Below are 17,275 nucleotides of genomic sequence, written 5' to 3' on the forward strand. Positions count from 1 at the left end.
AGCAAGGGGGCGGGATGATCTGGGATTTCTGTGTGATTGGCGGCGGGATTGTCGGGCTGGCGACGGCGCGGGCGCTGCTGGCGCGACAGCCGGGGGCCAGTCTGATCGTGCTGGAGAAAGAGCCGGAACTGGGGCGGCACCAGACCGGGCATAACTCGGGCGTGATCCATTCGGGGATCTATTACCAACCGGGCAGCTTCAAGGCCAGGCTCTGCCGCGAGGGCGCGGCGCGGACCAAGGAATTCTGCCAGCAGCACGCCATTCCCTATGACGAACGCGGCAAGCTGATCGTCGCCACGCGTGAGGACGAGGTGCCCCGGCTGGACGCGCTGTTTGCGCGGGCGGGGGAGAACGGGATCAGGGCTGAGCTGGTTGCAGGGCCACAGATTGCCGAGCGTGAACCGGCGATTGCCGGGCGCAAGGCGATCTGGGTGCCCGAGGCGGCGATCGTCGATTACAAGCGCGTGCTGGCGGCACTGGCTGACGAGATCATCGCGCAGGGGGCCGAGATCCGCTATGGCGCGGCGCCGGTGGGGATTGTCGAGCAGGGCGCGTGGGTCGAGGCGGCGCTGGCGGGCGAGACGGTACGGGCGCGGCGGCTGGTGGCCTGCGCGGGGCTGCAATCGGACCGCGTGGCGACGATGGCGGGGCTGGCGATCCACCACCGGATCGTGCCGTTTCGCGGCGAATACTGGCGGCTGAGGCCCGAGCGGTCGGATGTCGCGCGGGCGATGATCTATCCGGTGCCCGAACCCGGCTTGCCCTTTCTGGGCGTGCATCTGACGCCGCTGATCGACGGCGCGATGACGCTGGGGCCGAATGCGATGCTGGGCTTTGCGCGTGAGGGGTATCCGAAATTTTCGGTTTCATTGCGCGATACGGCCGAGATGCTGGGCTTTCCCGGCTTCTGGCGGGTGATCGGGCAGAACCTCCGCCCCGGGTTGACCGAGATCGGCAACTCCTTGTTCAAGCGGCGCTATCTGGAAGAATGCCGCCGCTATTGCCCGTCCTTGGTGCTGGACGATCTGCTGCCGATGGCACCGGGCATCCGCGCGCAGGCGGTGGGGGCCAAGGGCGAGCTGGTGCAGGATTTCCTGTTTCTGGACACGGCGCGGATGCTGCATGTCTGCAACGCGCCGTCCCCTGCCGCGACCTCGGCGTTGCCGATTGGCGACCTGATCGCGGGACGGGTGATCGGGTAAGGCGGGGGGCCAGCCCCCGCACCCCCGCTTAAGGGGGACGCACGCGCCCCCTTAAGAAACCCCCGTGGATATTTTCAGACAGAAAATGCGGTCAACGGGTCCAGTTGATGGCGAGCTCTTCGCGGAAGGCGAAGCGTTCGAGGTGGCTGGCGATGACGCCTTCCAGGCGTTCAAGCATCTCGGGCTCGGCGGTTTCGGCGGTCAAGGTCAGGGTTTCGCCCGCGGCGGTGAGGTGGCAGGTGCCGAAGGGGAAGTCGATCTTGCCCTTTTCGGTGTCGAAGCTGGCAGGGATCTTGTGGGCAAAATGCTTGCACAGCTGTTGCAGGTAGCGGCTGGCATTGGCGGTGGTGAGCACGGCGGTGCTGGTGGTGACGGTATTGCTCATGGCAGGGCCTTTGATCGGGGGAAGGAGTGGCTGGCCGGCCGTCGATGCGGTCGCGTGGCTCTCAGTTGCGAAAATACCCCGCTTTTGGCGCGAGATCAAGGGGCTGGCAGGTCCAGATCGACCCAGACGATGGCGTGGGTCGCGTCGGGCGTGGGCCAGACAAGGCCGCTGTCGCGCCGGCGCAGCACTGCCGAGGGCAGCACATAATCGACGCGCAGCGCGCCGGGGCCGTCCGGCCAGTGGGCAGTAGGCTGGCCGCTGAGCGGGTCTTGCAGCCGGGGATGGGCGAGGAGGGCGGCGATGTCGCCGCGCTCTCCGGCGCCGGCGGCCGGGTCGAGGTTGGCGTCGCCGAGCAGGACGAACGGTTCGGGGACTGGGCTCAGGCCGCCATCGAGCCGCCAGCGCCAGAAGGCGGTCTCGTCCGCGTTGCGCCAGTGGTTGCGCTGGTGCGGGCCGCCGAAGACAGGGGGGCCGGCGTGCCAGGCGAGCAGGGTGAGGGGGCCTTGGGGCGTGTCGAGGGTGACATCCCACAAGCCGGTCGAGGCGAGGCGCTGGAGGGCGAAGGCCTGAGCGGAGGGGAAGGGCTGGCCACCGACATGCGGGTAGCGGCTGGCGGGCAGGTCGCGCCAGAGGAAGGCGCTGTGATCTGTGGCGGTGACGATCGGATGGCGGGAGAGCAGGGCCATGCCGCCTGCGCCCGCGAAGCGTCCCCAGCCCTGGGCATCGTCGGCCTCGCCCCTGCGCCCGTCGCCGTCGAGATCGAGGCCGGTGGCGAGGCCGGTATTCGGGCGCGGCGCGTAGTGGTGGAGGAGAGGCAGGCCTGCGTCGCTCAGGAGGGTGGCGAAGGCGGACACTGCCAGCAGGTCGCGGTCATGGTCGACATCGAGGAGCAGCACCGCGTCGGGGTTCAGGGCGACCAGCGCGTCGCGGGCGGCGAGGATATCGGGCTCTGTCCGACGGATGTCTCGCAGCAAGAGACCGGGGCCATCGCGGCTCAGGCCGGTGTGGTACACCGCAAGCCGGATCGGTTGCGCAAGCAGGGGGCAGGCGAGCAGGGCTGCGAGCAGCCACGCGATCAGGCCGCTGCGAAGGCGTTTCCTTCGGAATCGGCGAAGCGACGGCGGCTGGCACGGATCATCTTGGCGACCCGGGCCATGGCGACGCCGCGCATGACCAGACTGGCCGGGATATAGGCCCACAGCACGATCCCCCACACGAAGCCCATCGGCGACAGCAGGGTGACCGGGTTGATCAACAGCTCGGACGCGATCACCCCGGCTGGCAGCAAGAATGGCAGTACAACCCCTAACGCAATGTTAATGCGGGCATGGCGTTGCAGGCGCAGAACCACGTCATTGCCCGCAGTCGGGTCAAAGGTGGGCAGGTTGATCCAGACGTTGAACGGGCCCGTGCCCATCGGCCAGGCGTTCAGGCGGATCGCGGTGACAAAGCCCAGAACCGTGGTGATCGCCAGTACCAAGGCCAGCGCCGCGCCGTCGCGCACCAGATCCAGATGGACGGGCGGTGTCGACTCAGGCAGCGCGGCGATCAGCAGGCGCACCGGGCTGATGCCGAAGTCGAGCAACTGACCGCAAAGATTGGCTGCGGACATGGTCAGCCCGCCAAGAAGCCCCGGTTCGACCCCGTTGCGCTGCATCAGCGACAACAGCACGGCAAGGACGGCGATCAGGGCAAAGCGGGTGCGGTTGAACGGCGCGGCATAGCGGAATTCGATCAGGCCGGGATATTCGGTGGCGTATTCAGCAAACACGATGCCACCGGCAAAGGCGGCCAGCAGCAGCATGCTTTGCGCGGTATCAGGGGCGGTAGAGGGCACGACGAGCGCGGGGAAAATTGCCAGTAGAACGACCAAAAGGGCGCGTGCGGCGGCGCCCGGGATGTTCGACTTCGATTTTGCATCACCCATGCTCGACCCCCTTGCCGGCCGGTGAGAGCCGGTGGGTTGTTTGTGCCGCCGTCGGAATGTGGCGGCTTGCCTCAATTTTGCCACAATTCTGCCCACTTTCACGTACTCCCGCAAGAGACCTTCAAACAGTGGGTGACGATCGCGATGATTTCGAGGCGGAAATGTCGCAGCTTTGCATCAAACATAAGGTAAAAATGAGGCGCCCCCGAGGGAGCGCCTTAAGGCATTGAAATTGTTTGAAATCAGACCCAAGGATACTGCAATTTTGCCCGTTCTTCATAGGCATCAATTGCAGACACTTTTTCCAAACTGAGACCAATGTCGTCCAGACCGTTCATCAGGCAGTGTTTCTTGAACGCGTCGACCTCGAACGGGAAGGTTTTGCCGTCCGATGCGGTGACGACCTGCGACTCAAGATCAACGGTGATCCGGGCGTTTGCCCCATTTGTGGCATCATCCATCAGGTAGTTGACGGCCTCGGCTGGCAAGATCACCGGCAGGATGCCGTTCTTGAAGCAGTTGTTGAAGAAGATGTCGGCAAAGCTGGTCGAGATCACGCAGCGGATGCCGAAATCGAGCAGCGCCCAGGGGGCGTGTTCGCGCGACGAGCCGCAGCCGAAGTTGTCACCGGCAACGATGATCTCGGCGTTGCGGTAGGCGGGCTGGTTCAGAACGAAATCGGGGTTCTCGTTGCCGTCGCGATCAAAGCGCATCTCGTCGAACAGGTTCTTGCCCAGACCCGAACGCTTGATGGTTTTGAGGAACAGTTTGGGGATGATCATATCGGTGTCGATATTGACCAGCGGCATGGGCGCCGCGATCCCGGTGAGTGTGGTGAACTTGTCCATGTCGGTCTCCGTGTGGCGGGCGCACCCGCGCGGATAGAAGGGTCAGCGCTTGCGGGCGGTCAGTCCCAGCGCGAGCAGGCCAAGGCCGTCGGCGAGAAGCTGAATGCCCAGAAGCAGGCCAAGAAGCGTGGTGGCAGCCGCCGCGATGTTGCCGACGACCATGAAGCCGATCAGCAAAGACGCCGCGCCCGAAAGCAGCAGGAACCAGAAGAGCCGGGTCTCGCGCAGGCGCCAGGCCATGCCCAGACGCGCGCCGCCGGTGATCAGGAACACGATCCCGACCAGCAGCGTCAGCGAGATGACCCCGGCCAGCGGGTTCGCGATCAGCGAAACCCCGGCGATCAGGCCAACCAGCCCGATCAGCGCCGTCCAGATCCGGTGCGCCGCGTCTTTGTCGGTGACACCGACCCAGAGCTGCAGCGCGCCGCTGAGGATCAGGAGCATCCCCACAAGCGTGGTCACGGCCAGCGAGGCCGCGAAGGGGTTGGCGATGGCCAGAAGGCCACCGACCCCAAGGATCACGCCGAGAACGATCAGAACGGTGCTGCTGCGCATCGGTTTGCCCTTTTAGCTGCGGTTACGCGAAGTCGCGCACGTCGGTCAGATGGCCGGTGACCGCTGCCGCCGCGGCCATGCCGGGGCTGAGCAGATGGGTGCGGCCCTTGTAGCCCTGACGACCCTCGAAGTTGCGGTTCGAGGTGGAGGCGCACCGCTCGCCGGGGGCCAGCTGATCGGGGTTCATCGCCAGACACATCGAGCAACCCGCCATGCGCCATTCAAAGCCCGCGTCGATGAAGATCTGCGCCAGACCCTCTTCTTCCGCCTGTGCCCGCACCAGACCCGAGCCGGGCACGACCATGGCGCGGACGCCATCAGCGATCTTCTTGCCCTTGAGCACGGCCGCCGCCGCGCGCAGATCCTCGATCCGGCCGTTGGTGCACGAGCCGATGAAGACGGTGTCGATCTTGGCGTCGGTCAGTTTCTGGCCCGGCGTCAGGCCCATGTAGTCAAGCGCGCGCTTGACCGCCTCGACCTTGCCGCCGGTGAAATCGTCCGGCGAGGGCACGGTTGCGCTGATCGGCAGCACGTCCTCGGGCGAGGTGCCCCAGGTGACGACGGGCTGGATATCTTCACCGCGCAGCGTGACGACCTTGTCGAAATGCGCGCCTTCGTCGGTGTAGAGCGTCTTCCAATAGGCCAGCGCAGCCTCCCACGCCGCGCCTTTGGGCGCATGCGGGCGGCCCATGACATAGGCGAAGGTGGTCTCGTCGGGCGCAATCAGGCCCGCGCGCGCGCCGCCTTCGATCGCCATGTTGCAGACGGTCATGCGGCCTTCCATCGACAGCGCGCGGATCGCCTCGCCGCAATATTCGATGACATAGCCGGTGCCGCCCGCCGTGCCGGTCTTGCCGATCACCGCCAACGTGATGTCCTTGGCCGTGACACCGGGCATCAGTTTGCCGGTGATCTCGACCTTCATGTTCTTGCCCTTGCGCTGGATCAGCGTCTGCGTGGCCAGAACATGCTCGACCTCGGAGGTGCCGATCCCGTGCGCCAGCGAGCCGAAGGCGCCATGCGTGGCCGTGTGGCTGTCACCGCAGGCGACGGTCATGCCGGGCAGGGTCCAGCCCTGCTCGGGCCCGACGATGTGAACGATGCCCTGACGAGCGTCGGACACGGGGTAGTAGTGGATGCCGAAATCCTTGGCGTTCTTGTCGAGCGCGTCGACCTGAATGCGCGATTCCTCGTTGTCGATGCCCTTCACGCGGTCTTCGGTGGTGGGCACGTTATGGTCGGGAACGGCGATGGTCTTGCCCGGCGCGCGCACGCTGCGACCGGCCAGACGCAGGCCTTCAAAGGCCTGCGGGCTGGTCACTTCATGGACCAGATGGCGGTCGATATACAGCAGGCAGGTGCCGTCTTCAGCTTCCTGGGCGACATGCGCGTCCCAGATCTTGTCATAGAGCGTTTTCGGAGCAGTCATGGCTCTCTCACTTCGCGTATTGGGAATGGATGGCGTGACGGAGTGCCCCGCGCGGGGCAAAAAGGGTCAGGCTGGAAGACGCGCGAGGACAGACCGGTTTTCCCGGCAGAAACGCTGCGGCAAGCGCGCGTGATCGGTCATGTCAAAGAAGCGGATCATGGGGCCTGTCTTACGCCCGAATGCGCGCTCAGGCAACAGGATTGCGGGCGCGTCGCCTGCGGGACGGTGGTGCGCTGAAGCGCACCCTACCCGGCGTGCCACCGCGGGCGGCGACCCCAACACCGCGCGCCGGTCGCTGCCGGGGTAGGGTGCGCTTCAGCGCACCGGGGGCGGGCGAGCCGTCGCCGTCGTGGACTTCTGCCGCGCTTGCCCTAAACTCCTTTCATGAATGGAGAGTTCACGACCTGGCTGAGCAGCGTGGCCGACAGTATCGCAGCCTTCTGGCAGGCTCTGCTTGCGTTTGGCTCGACGATGCTACTGCCCTCGCGGCTGGTGCAGATCGGCGTCGTTATGGCGATGATCGTGCTGGCGTGGCTCCTCGCCCGCCTGATCGTGCCGCGGTACGAGGCGTGGATGCGGGGCCTCGAAGGGCGGCCGAAATGGCAGCTTCGCTGGCTGATCGTGTTGCGGCGCCGGTTGCCATTGATCGAGTTCGTCGCACTGATGTGGCTGTCCGTCGGCGTGTTTGCCGCGCTCTACACCTTTCCCTCGCGCCGCTATGTGCTGGTGCTGGTGGCGACGATCGCCACCGCCTGGCTGGCGATTCGGATCGCCGCGCAACTGGTGCGCAACCGGCTCTTGCGGACTCTGGTCGTCTGGAGCCTGTCGATCTGGGCGACGCTTTACTATCTGGGTCTGCTGGACGAGACATCCTACGCGATGGATCAGGTCGCCGTGACCTTCGGGCAGTTCCGGCTGTCACTGCTGACCGTGGTCAAGGCGCTGGCGCTGACCGCGGCGTTGATCGTTGTTGCGCGTTTCCTGGCGGTCACCTCGTCGCAACGGATCCGGGGCAATGCCGACATCTCGCCCTCGATGCAGGAGTTGCTGGTCAAGCTGTTACGCATATCGCTGTACGGGGCGGCGTTCTTCATCGGCCTGAAAGCCGTGGGTTTCGATCTGACCGGGTTGGCGGTGCTGTCGGGGGCCATTGGTGTTGGTCTGGGGTTTGGCCTGCAGAAGGTGGTGTCAAACCTTGTATCGGGGGTGATCATCCTGCTCGACAAGTCGGTAAAGCCCGGCGACGTGATCAGTCTGGGCGACACCTTTGGGTGGATCAACACCTTGGGCGCACGGTATGTTTCGGTCGTGACACGCGACGGAAAGGAATACCTGATCCCCAACGAAGACCTGATCACCGGGCAGGTGGTGAACTGGTCACACTCGAATGATCTGGTGCGGCTCGATCTGAAATTCGGCACGTCCTATGGCGACGATCCGCACAAGGTCCGCGCGATCGCCATAGCCGCTGCGGCCGGGGCGCAGCGGGTGCTGAGCCAGCCCGCACCCGTCTGCCACATCATCGATTTCGGCGAGTCGTCGGTGGATTATCTGCTGCGGTTCTGGATCCGCGACCCCTCGGCCGGGCTGACCAATATCCGCGGTGCGGTGTATCTGGCCCTGTGGGATGCGTTCAAGGAGAACGAGATTTCGATCCCCTTCCCGCAGCGCGAAGTCAGGGTGCTGGGCGACCGTCCCGTGGTGGCAAACCCGCCGTCGGCGGACTGATGCGCGTCGTCTGCGATCTGTCGTGCGCGCTCCATTGAGATTCGCTGCGGCAAGCGTTACATTAGGGGTCAGATTTACCTGCAGGAGGACAGTTCTCTGTCTTACATCGACCCGGCCGCCCCTGCGGCCCCCGCCCCGGAACCTATGGCCCGTGATTTTACGGCTGACGATGTACTGGCATTGGTCCTGCAATCCCTTGATGACGACAAAGCCGAAGAGGTCGTCAAGATCGACCTGCGCGGTCGCTCGTCGATGTCCGATTACATGGTGATCGCCTCGGGTCGTTCGTCTCGTCAGGTTGGCGCCATCGCCGAAAAGCTGATCGAGCGGCTCAAGGAACAGTTCCGCATCACGCCCCGGTCCGAGGGCAAGGAAACCGGCGACTGGGTGCTGATCGACGCCAATGGCGTCGTGGTGCATGTCTTCCGCCCCGAAGTGCGCGACTTCTATCAACTCGAACGCATGTGGCAGGTGCCAACCGGCCAGGACTAAGGTGCGATGCGGCTGCATCTGTGCGTGGTGGGCAGGATCCGTTCAGGCCCGGAACGCGTTCTGATCGACGATTATCTGAAACGCCTCGACCGGACCGGGCGGCCTTTGGGGCTTGGCCCGGCGGCGGAGCATGAGGTCGAGGACAAGCGCGGCGGCGGCATGGAAGCCGAGGCTGCGCTGCTCGACCGCGCCTGCCCGCAGGGCGCGGTGCGCGTGATGCTGGACGAGCGCGGCGCGGTGATGACCTCGCCCGAGTTCGCCGGGCGGCTGGAGCGCTGGCGTGACACGGGCGCGCAGGATGTGGCGTTCTTTATCGGCGGCGCAGACGGGCTCGCCCCATCGCTGCGCGCGGGGGCAGATGCGGCGCTGTCGTTCGGGCAGATGGTCTGGCCGCACGCCCTGGCGCGGGTGATGCTGGCCGAGCAACTCTATCGCGCGGCGACAATTCTGGCGGGCTCGCCGTATCATCGGGTGTGAGGGGGTGGCGGCGCTCGGGCCCATCGAGGGCCCTCGCGCCGCTCGGGGGCGCTGCCCCCGCCGGGCCGTTCCGGCCCGCCCCGGGATATTTAACGAGCAAAGAGGGGCGTTAACGAAGGGTTAACCGCGCTTTCTTTGCTCTTCAAATATCCTCGGGGGGTGAATTCGGCTTTGGCCGAAGAGGGGGCAGAAGGCCCCCCTTGCCTGGTCGCCTGAAGGCGAAACGCTCACGTCCCCGCGACATCTCGCGTAGCGTCGGCCCTTGGGCATTGCTCCTGCGCCGCCGCCCGCTTAGACAGTCGGCCATGCAACGGAGACCGCCTATGACCCGCGCCAAACCTGTCGTTCTGTGCATTCTGGACGGCTGGGGCATCAACCCCAACCCTCTGGGCAACGCCGTCGCGCTGGCCGACACCCCCAATTTCGACCGTGTCATGGCGACCTGCCCAAACGCCACTCTGGTGACCTTTGGTCCCGACGTCGGTCTGCCCACCGGTCAGATGGGCAATTCCGAGGTCGGGCACACCAATATCGGCGCGGGCCGGGTGGTGGCGATGGATCTGGGGCAGATCGATCTGGCGGTCGAGGATGGCTCCTTCGCCGCCAATGCCGCGCTGGGTGAGTTCATCGCGCGGTTGCAAGACAGCGGTGGCACGGCGCATCTGATGGCCGTGGTCTCGGATGGCGGGGTGCATGGCCACATCAGCCATCTGAAAGCCGCAGTGAAGGCGATTGCCGGGGCCGGGATCCCGGTTGCGATCCATGCGATCACCGACGGCCGCGACGTTGCCCCCAAGTCAGCGCAAGGCTTCATCGATGATCTGCTGTCGGATCTCCCTGCCGGCGCGACAATCGCCACGGTGATCGGGCGCTATTGGGCGATGGACCGCGACTCGCGCTGGGAACGGGTCGAGCGCGCCTATGACGCAATGGTCGAGGGGCAGGGTAAGCCCTGCGCCGGTGCCGCTGAGGCGGTGGCCGAAGCCTATGCCGCCGGGGAGACGGATGAGTTCATCACCCCCACCGTCCTTGGCGACTACAAGGGCGCGCGGGGCGGCGATGGTCTGTTCTGTCTGAACTTCCGCGCCGACCGCGCGCGCGAGATCCTGGCCGCGATCGGTGCGCCGGCGTTCAACGGGTTCGCGGTCAAGAACCGGGTCAACTGGGCCATGCTTTTGGGCATGGTCGAGTATTCCGATGCCCACAACGCCTTCATGCACACGGCCTTTCCCAAGCGGGTGATCCGCAACACGTTGGGTGAATGGGTGGCCAAGCAGGGCCTGCGCCAGTTCCGGCTGGCCGAGACCGAGAAATACCCGCATGTTACCTTCTTCCTGAACGGCGGTCGTGAAACGCCGGAAGAGGGCGAGGATCGCTTCATGCCCTCCAGCCCCAAGGTCGCCACCTATGACCTGCAGCCCGAGATGTCGGCGCCTGAAGTCACCGATCATTTCGTCGCGGCGATCGAGGAAGGCTATGACCTGATCGTGGTGAATTACGCCAACCCTGACATGGTCGGACACACCGGCATCGTCGAAGCCGGGATCAAGGCCGTGGAAGAGGTCGACCGCGATCTGGGTCGCGTGCTGGAAGCGCTGGAAAAGGTCGGCGGGGCGATGCTCCTGACGGCTGATCACGGCAATTGCGAGACGATGATCGATTACGCCACCGGCGGGCCGCACACCGCGCACACCACCAATCTGGTGCCCGTGGCGCTGGTCAACTGGCCCGAGGCGGTGACGCTGGATGAGGGGCGTCTGGCCGATGTCGCGCCGACGTTGCTTGAGATGATGGGGCTGCCGCAGCCCGACGAGATGACCGGTCACAGCCTGATCCGGCGGGGTTGAGGGATGCGGATTGCGCGGGTTCTGGCGGTTCTGGCCTGTCTGAGCGGGGCTCAGGCCGGGGCGGATACGGCGGAGAACGCGCAGGCGGCGGCGGTTGATCTGCTCAATGCGATTGATTCGCTGGCTGACGCGGGCCGCGCGCCCGATCAGGTCGCGGCGTTGACGCAGGCGATTCAGGCGCATGAGGCCGGGTTGTCGGCGCTGCGTGAAGGGCTGCGCGAAGCCTCGCTGCGCGAGGCCGCAATCAACCGCGTGCTTGATGCGCAGCAGGCCGAGGTCAGCCGAGATCCTGGGCGCGATGATGGCCGTCGAACGGATCGAGGGGCCGGTGATGCTGGTCCATCCGCAGGGACCGCTGGCCACGGCACGGTCGGGCATGATGATTGCCGATGTTGCCGCCGGTATGCAGGCCGAAGCCGCGCGCATCGGCGCGCTGGCGCGGGAACTGGCGGCGTTGCGGTCACTGCGCGAAACCGCCGTTGAAACGCTGGCCGACGGGTTGTCCAGTTTGCAGGACGCCCGGGCCGAGCTGTCGCAAGCCATTGCCGACCGCCGTGATCTGCCCCCGCGTGTCGGCGATGACGAAACGCGGATGCTGGCGCTGCTCAATTCGGTGCGCACCTTGCAGGAACTGGCGACCAGTCTGGCCGAGCGTCCGTCGGGCGCGTCGTCGGATCTGCCGGTGTTTGCCAGTGCGCGCGGGCGGCTGGAGCTGCCGGTGATCGGTGCGATCCTGCGCCGGTTCGGCGAGGCCGATACCGCCGGGATCAACCGTCCCGGTCTGGTGATGGCGACCGAGCCGGGGGCGTTGGTGACCGCGCCGTGGTATGGCACCGTGCGCTATCGCGGCCCGCTTCTGGATTACGGCACGGTTGTGTTGCTGGAACCGGGCGAGGGCTGGCTGATCGTTATTGCCGGGCTGGACGCGGTTTATCCGCGCACCGGCGATGTCGTTGCACAGGGCGATGCGCTGGGGATGATGCCCGGCGGCTCGGTCGCGGGTGACGAGTTTGTGCAGGCGGCCCCGGTAGCGGGACGCAGCGAAACGCTGTATCTGGAACTCAGACAGGGCGGGCAAGCCATTGACCCGGCCGACTGGTTCGACTTGAGTGGACAGCGGCCCTGAAGAGGCCGCAGAGGGTGCACCTTGTGCGCCCGACCGACATACGGGATGGAACGATGAACAAATATCTGGTGGCGGCAGCGGCAGGCATTCTGGGCGGCGCGGTGCTGTCGACACAGGTGGCCGGCCCGCTTCTGGCGCAGGAGCAGGACGCCGAGCAATCGGTCTATGATCAGCTCGACCTGTTCGGCAATGTGTTCGAGCTGATCCGCTCGCAATATGTGACCGAGGCCGATAGCGGTGCGCTGGTTCAGGCGGCGATCAACGGCATGCTGAACTCGCTTGATCCACATTCCAGCTATCTGCCCCCCGATGATTACGAAGACATGCGCGTGCAGACGCGCGGTGCCTTTGGCGGTCTGGGGATCGAGATCACCCAGCAGGACGGCTATGTCCGCGTCATCACCCCGATGGACGACACGCCTGCCGCGCAGGCCGGTGTTCAGCCGGGCGATCTGCTGACGCATGTGGACGGCGTGGGGCTGATGGGGCTGACGCTGCCCGAAGCGGTGGATCTGATGCGCGGCCCGGTCGGGTCCGAGATCGTCGTGACCATCCTGCGCGAGGGCGTGGCCGAGCCGTTCGATCTGTCGATCATCCGTGACACCATCCGCCTGCGCGCCGTGCGCAGCCGGATCGAGGGCAGCATCGTTGTGCTGCGCGTGACCACGTTCAACGAGCAGACCTATGACAACCTCGCCTCGCAGCTGGCCGATGGCATTGCCGAAATCGGCGGTATCGAGCAGTTGCAGGGCGTCGTTCTGGATCTGCGCAACAACCCCGGTGGCTTGCTGACTCAGGCCATTCAGGTGTCGGATGCGTTCCTTGAACAAGGCGAGATCGTCTCGACCCGGGGCCGTTCCGAAGGGCAGGGCGACCGCTACAACGCCACTTCCGGCGATCTGATCGACGGGCACCCGATGGTGGTTCTGGTCAACGGCGGCTCGGCCTCGGCCAGCGAAATCGTCGCCGGTGCCTTGCAGGATCATCGCCGCGCGGTGATCGTGGGCGAGCGCAGCTTCGGCAAAGGCTCGGTCCAGTCGCTGATCCCGCTGCGCGGCGATGGCGCGGTGCGTCTGACCACGGCGCTGTATTACACGCCCTCGGGCCGGTCGATTCAGGCGCTGGGCGTTGCCCCCGATATCGTCGTGCACCAGCCGCCGCGCCATGACGAGGCTGTGGCACCGGAAGAAGCCACACGTCCCGCGCGCAGCGAATCCACTCTGCGTGGTGCCTTCAACAACGAAACCATCACCGATGACGAGCGTCGGCAGATGGAAGAGGAAGAGCGCGCCGCCGAGGAAGTCTCGCAACTGCGCGAAGAGGATTACCAGCTGGCCTATGCGCTGGACATCCTGCGCGGTCTGTCGGTGATGAACGGACAGTGAGCACGCGCACGATGACGCCTGAGCAGATCGCGGCGCTGCCGTACCGGCCCAATGTTGGTGTCATGCTGATCAACCCTTCGGGGTTGATCTTTGCCGCGCAGCGGCTCGATAGCGCGGTGCCGGCGTGGCAGATGCCGCAGGGCGGGATCGACGAGGGTGAAGACGCCCGCGCCGCTGCCTTGCGGGAGCTGGAAGAAGAGACCGGCGTGCCGCCCGCGCTGGTACAGGTGGTGGCCGAGACGGACGGCTGGCTGACCTATGATCTGCCGCTCGAGCTGGTTCCGACCATCTGGAAGGGCCGGTTTCGCGGGCAAAAACAGAAGTGGTTCCTGCTGCGCTATCTGGGCCGCGACGATCAGATCAATCTTGAGCAAGAGCACCCCGAGTTCAGCGCCTGGCGCTGGATCAGCGGGGACGAGATGATCGCGGCGATCGTGCCCTTCAAGCGCGCGCTTTACAGTCGCGTGGTCGACGAGTTCCGGGCGCATCTGGCCTGAGGCTTTGCGCCACGACGACATGAAGAGGGGACGCGGGCAACCGCGTCCCCTTTTTCGGTCTCAGCGGGCTTTATTGGTGCGCAACGACGCAGACACAGCAGCCAAAGAGCCTGACGCGACGAAACGCAGCCCTGCGACACGTCGGGGAAATCGCCCTACGTCTGCCGGCGAAACGAGAGGCGGCGGCGCGCCTTGCAGCATGGTTTGCGTGATCTGGACCTTTCGCAGGCTTTGCGCCAAGGTCGCGTCGAAATACGGCGCGGCAGCGCATCCGGGGGAGCCGGGAAGACATGAAAACCGGTCTGTTTTTTCTGGTCATCGCCTATGTGCTCAGCCAGTTCTACCGCGCCTTTCTGGCCGTTCTCTCGCCAGTTCTGGGCAGCGAGATCGGCGCAGGCCCTGAGGATCTGGCGCTGTCGTCTGGCCTTTGGTTCCTCGCTTTTGCGCTGATGCAGATCCCGGTCGGTGCCGCGCTGGACCGGATCGGGCCGCGATGGACAGTCAGCGTGTTGCTGGCGCTGGGCGGAGGCACCGGGGCGCTGGTGTTTTCGCAGGCGACGGGGCCGTGGGGTATCCATCTGGCGATGGTGCTGATCGGGGTCGGCTGTTCGCCGGTGCTCATGGCGTCTTACTATATCTTTGGCCGCAGCTTTCGCCCCGCGCTGTTCGGCACGCTGGCAGCGGCGATCATCGGGCTGGGCAGTCTGGGCAATCTGGCCGGGGCCGCGCCTTTGGCGGCAGTGGTCGCGGCCTTTGGCTGGCGCGAGACGCTGATCGCGCTGGCGGGGGTGACGTTGGTGGTCGCGCTGGCACTGGTGATCTTTGTGCGCGACCCCGAGCGGCTGGTGCACGCGCCGGGCGACGGTGGCTCGGTGCTGGACGTGCTGCGTCTGCCGGGCCTGTGGCTGATCCTGCCGCTGGCGATGACCAATTACGCGGCGGCGGCGGGGATTCGCGGGTTGTGGGCCGGGCCGTATCTGGCGTCGGTCCATGGCGCCGATGCGGCGCTGATCGGCACGGTGACGCTGGTCATGGGGCTGGCGATGATCCTGGGCAATTTCGCCTATGGTCCCGCCGACCGGCTGTTTGGCAGTCACAAGCGCGTCGTTCTGGTCGGCAATATCGGGCTGTCGCTGGCGCTGGCCGCGTTGTGGCTGACGCCGGGCAGCGGCATCTGGGCCGCCGCGGCGCTGTTGGCGGCGGTGGGTTTTCTGGGCGCGTCGTTCCCGGTGGTCATGGCGCATGGTCGCAGCTTCCTGCCGCCGCATCTGCTGGGCCGGGGGGTGACGCTGCTGAACATGTTCTCCATCTCGGGCGTGGCGCTGATGCAGTTCGCCTCGCGCCCGGTGTTCGAGGCGGCCTCAGACGGGCGCGATCCGGCGCATGCCTATGGTCTGCTGTTCCTGTTCTTCCTGCTGCCCAATCTGGTCGGCATCGGCTTTTATCTCTTTGCCCGCGACAGGGGCGAAGCGGGGCGTTAAAACCCCGGCATGAGCACCGGAATCGACGTCATCGCCCCGAACCTCAAGCGCCGCCTGTCGGGTGTCACGTCCACGATCGTGCGGCTGGTGCCGGTACAGGCGCGCAGCATCGGGATTGTTGCGACCGGGCCGGGCCTGCCTGCGGGCGTGCCGCATGTGCCGCTTTGGAAGATCCCCTTCCTGCCGCGCCGCACCCGCGTCTGGCACGCGCGGCGCAATACCGAAATGGCGCTGGGTCTGATCCTGCGCGTGCTGGGGTTGAGCCGGTTGAAGCTGCTTTTCACCTCGGCCAGCCAGCGCAAGCATTCGGGGTATACCCGCTGGCTGATCGGCAAGATGGACGCGGTGGTGGCGGCGTCGGCGCGCACGGCGGCGTATCTTGAGCAACCGGCGACGGTGATCCTGCACGGCATCGACACCAAGACTTTCACACCGGCCCATGACCGCGCCGCGCTGCGTCAGACATTGGGCGTGCCGGATGGCGTGCTGGTCGGCTGCTACGGCCGCATCCGCGCGCAAAAGGGCACCGATGCGTTCGTCGAGGCGATGATCGCGCTGCTGCCCGACCGGCCCGGCGTGACCGCGCTGGTGATGGGCCGCGCGACCGAAGGCCAGAACGGGTTCCTCGACCAGCTCAAGGCGCGGGTGGCCGAGGCGGGGCTGAGCGACCGCATCCTCTTTTTGCCCGAGGTCAGCGTAGACCGCATGGCCGACTGGTATCGCGTGCTCGACCTCTATGTCGCGCCGCAACGCTGGGAAGGGTTCGGCCTGACCCCGCTGGAAGCGATGGCCTGCGGTGTGCCGGTGGTGGCCACGACCGTGGGCGCGTTCCCCGAGATCGTCACGCCCCAGACCGGTGCGTTGGTCCCGCCTGATGACATCCCGGCGCTGGCTGCGGGGGTTGCACCCTTCCTTGACGATGCCCAGTTGCGGCAGAATGCGGGCACGACCGCCCGCGCGCATGTCGAAAACGGGTTCCGCCTGCAGGACGAGGCCGACGCGCTGATCGCGATCTACCGCAGCCTGCTGCCCTGAAGCCGCGTGATTCGCGCATCACTGCGCGGGAAAAAGCTGCCGCCTCTTTCCATTGCACCGGCAATCCGCTACTCGGCAGCGTTCTTTCGAGATGGAGGTCCTGATGGGCTATCGAGTCGTCGTTGTCGGCGCCACGGGGAACGTGGGCCGCGAAATGCTGAATATTCTTTCCGAGAGGGAGTTCCCTGTCGATGAGATCGCCGCGCTGGCGTCTCGTCGCTCCCTTGGTACTGAATGCAGCTTTGGCGACAAGACATTGAAATGTCAGGATATCGAGAATTTCGATTTCACTGGCTGGGACATCGCCCTGTTCGCCATCGGCTCGGATGCGACCAAGATCTACGCACCCCGCGCTGCGGCGTCCGGTTGTGTGGTGATCGATAACTCGTCGCTGTATCGCTATGACCCCGATGTGCCGCTGGTGGTGCCCGAGGTGAACGCCGATGCGGTGCTGGGCTATAAAAAGAAGATGATCATCGCCAACCCCAACTGCTCGACCGCGCAGATGGTGGTGGCCCTCAAGCCCCTGCACGACCGCGCGCGCATCAAGCGGGTGGTGGTGTCGACCTATCAGTCGGTGTCGGGCACGGGCAAAGAGGCGATCGACGAGCTGTGGAACCAGACCAAGGGCATCTTCGTGCCCGGTCAGGAAGTCGCGCCCTCGGTCTATCCCAAGCAGATCGCCTTCAACGTGATCCCGCATATCGACGTCTTCCTGGACGATGGTTCGACCAAGGAAGAGTGGAAGATGGTCGCCGAGACCAAGAAGATCCTCGATCCCAAGATCAAGGTCACCGCGACCTGCGTGCGGGTGCCGGTTTTCGTCGGCCATTCGGAATCGATCAACATCGAATTCGAAGA

The 17,275-nt window shown here is 65.6% G+C and carries 16 protein-coding genes and 1 pseudogene (1 of these 17 only partly in view); 11 read left to right on the forward strand and 6 right to left on the reverse strand.

The window, feature by feature from the left end:
* The first annotated feature begins 14 nt into the window (after positions 1-14).
* Complete coding sequence (gene lhgO / locus OKW52_RS04140) at positions 15-1,202, forward strand: L-2-hydroxyglutarate oxidase (RefSeq protein ID WP_264504585.1); 1,188 nt, start codon at positions 15-17, stop codon at positions 1,200-1,202.
* Positions 1,203-1,293: 91 nt separating this feature from the next.
* Here lhgO and OKW52_RS04145 read toward each other — a convergent pair whose 3' ends face one another.
* The 6 genes from OKW52_RS04145 to leuC all read right to left on the reverse strand — a co-directional run bounded on the left by OKW52_RS04145 (position 1,294) and on the right by leuC (position 6,346).
* Positions 1,294-1,587 carry a DUF2218 domain-containing protein gene (locus tag OKW52_RS04145; RefSeq protein ID WP_264504586.1) on the reverse strand — a complete coding sequence of 98 codons (294 nt, stop codon included), beginning with the start codon at positions 1,585-1,587 and terminating at the stop codon, positions 1,294-1,296.
* 95 nt (positions 1,588-1,682) lie between these two features.
* Positions 1,683-2,561: an endonuclease/exonuclease/phosphatase family protein gene (locus OKW52_RS04150; RefSeq protein WP_264504587.1), complete on the reverse strand. Its 879-nt coding sequence runs from the start codon at positions 2,559-2,561 to the stop codon at positions 1,683-1,685.
* A gap of 101 nt (positions 2,562-2,662) precedes the next feature.
* Positions 2,663-3,514: a hypothetical protein gene (locus OKW52_RS04155; protein WP_264504588.1), complete on the reverse strand. Its 852-nt coding sequence runs from the start codon at positions 3,512-3,514 to the stop codon at positions 2,663-2,665.
* Between the two features lie 242 nt (positions 3,515-3,756).
* The gene (gene leuD, locus OKW52_RS04160) at positions 3,757-4,362 is read right to left on the reverse strand and encodes a 3-isopropylmalate dehydratase small subunit (RefSeq protein ID WP_264504589.1); all 606 of its coding nucleotides are present in this window, start codon (positions 4,360-4,362) and stop codon (positions 3,757-3,759) included.
* Between the two features lie 42 nt (positions 4,363-4,404).
* On the reverse strand, positions 4,405-4,917 hold the full coding sequence (locus OKW52_RS04165) for an HdeD family acid-resistance protein (RefSeq protein WP_264504590.1): 513 nt from the start codon (positions 4,915-4,917) through the stop codon (positions 4,405-4,407).
* 22 nt (positions 4,918-4,939) lie between these two features.
* Positions 4,940-6,346, reverse strand: coding sequence for a 3-isopropylmalate dehydratase large subunit (gene leuC / locus OKW52_RS04170; RefSeq protein ID WP_264504591.1), 1,407 nt, complete (start codon positions 6,344-6,346; stop codon positions 4,940-4,942).
* A 384-nt stretch (positions 6,347-6,730) separates the two neighbouring features.
* Here leuC and OKW52_RS04175 point away from each other — a divergent pair, with 384 nt between their 5' ends.
* From OKW52_RS04175 to OKW52_RS04220, 10 genes and pseudogenes are all read left to right on the forward strand, one after another.
* The gene (locus tag OKW52_RS04175) at positions 6,731-8,074 is read left to right on the forward strand and encodes a mechanosensitive ion channel family protein (protein ID WP_264504592.1); all 1,344 of its coding nucleotides are present in this window, start codon (positions 6,731-6,733) and stop codon (positions 8,072-8,074) included.
* Positions 8,075-8,218: 144 nt separating this feature from the next.
* Positions 8,219-8,566 (forward strand): ribosome silencing factor, encoded by a 348-nt coding sequence (gene rsfS, locus OKW52_RS04180; RefSeq protein ID WP_264504593.1) that lies wholly within the window; start codon positions 8,219-8,221, stop codon positions 8,564-8,566.
* A gap of 6 nt (positions 8,567-8,572) precedes the next feature.
* Complete coding sequence (gene rlmH, locus OKW52_RS04185) at positions 8,573-9,043, forward strand: 23S rRNA (pseudouridine(1915)-N(3))-methyltransferase RlmH (RefSeq protein ID WP_264504594.1); 471 nt, start codon at positions 8,573-8,575, stop codon at positions 9,041-9,043.
* A 323-nt stretch (positions 9,044-9,366) separates the two neighbouring features.
* Entirely contained in the window at positions 9,367-10,890 is a 1,524-nt protein-coding gene (gene gpmI, locus OKW52_RS04190) for a 2,3-bisphosphoglycerate-independent phosphoglycerate mutase (RefSeq protein ID WP_264504595.1), read from the forward strand.
* A 259-nt stretch (positions 10,891-11,149) separates the two neighbouring features.
* Complete coding sequence (locus tag OKW52_RS04195; protein WP_264504596.1) at positions 11,150-12,016, forward strand: murein hydrolase activator EnvC family protein; 867 nt, start codon at positions 11,150-11,152, stop codon at positions 12,014-12,016.
* A 53-nt stretch (positions 12,017-12,069) separates the two neighbouring features.
* On the forward strand, positions 12,070-13,401 hold the full coding sequence (locus tag OKW52_RS04200) for a S41 family peptidase (RefSeq protein ID WP_264504597.1): 1,332 nt from the start codon (positions 12,070-12,072) through the stop codon (positions 13,399-13,401).
* 11 nt (positions 13,402-13,412) lie between these two features.
* Positions 13,413-13,898 (forward strand): RNA pyrophosphohydrolase, encoded by a 486-nt coding sequence (locus OKW52_RS04205; protein WP_264507654.1) that lies wholly within the window; start codon positions 13,413-13,415, stop codon positions 13,896-13,898.
* A 290-nt stretch (positions 13,899-14,188) separates the two neighbouring features.
* Positions 14,189-15,379, forward strand: coding sequence for an MFS transporter (locus OKW52_RS04210; RefSeq protein ID WP_264504598.1), 1,191 nt, complete (start codon positions 14,189-14,191; stop codon positions 15,377-15,379).
* 9 nt (positions 15,380-15,388) lie between these two features.
* Positions 15,389-16,414: a glycosyltransferase family 4 protein gene (locus OKW52_RS04215; protein ID WP_264504599.1), complete on the forward strand. Its 1,026-nt coding sequence runs from the start codon at positions 15,389-15,391 to the stop codon at positions 16,412-16,414.
* A gap of 103 nt (positions 16,415-16,517) precedes the next feature.
* Positions 16,518-17,275: pseudogene (locus tag OKW52_RS04220) on the forward strand (aspartate-semialdehyde dehydrogenase); it runs 266 nt beyond the window's last position.

This window comes from Pararhodobacter zhoushanensis (assembly GCF_025949695.1).
In the GTDB taxonomy this organism is placed as follows: Bacteria; Pseudomonadota; Alphaproteobacteria; order Rhodobacterales; family Rhodobacteraceae; genus Pararhodobacter; species Pararhodobacter zhoushanensis_A.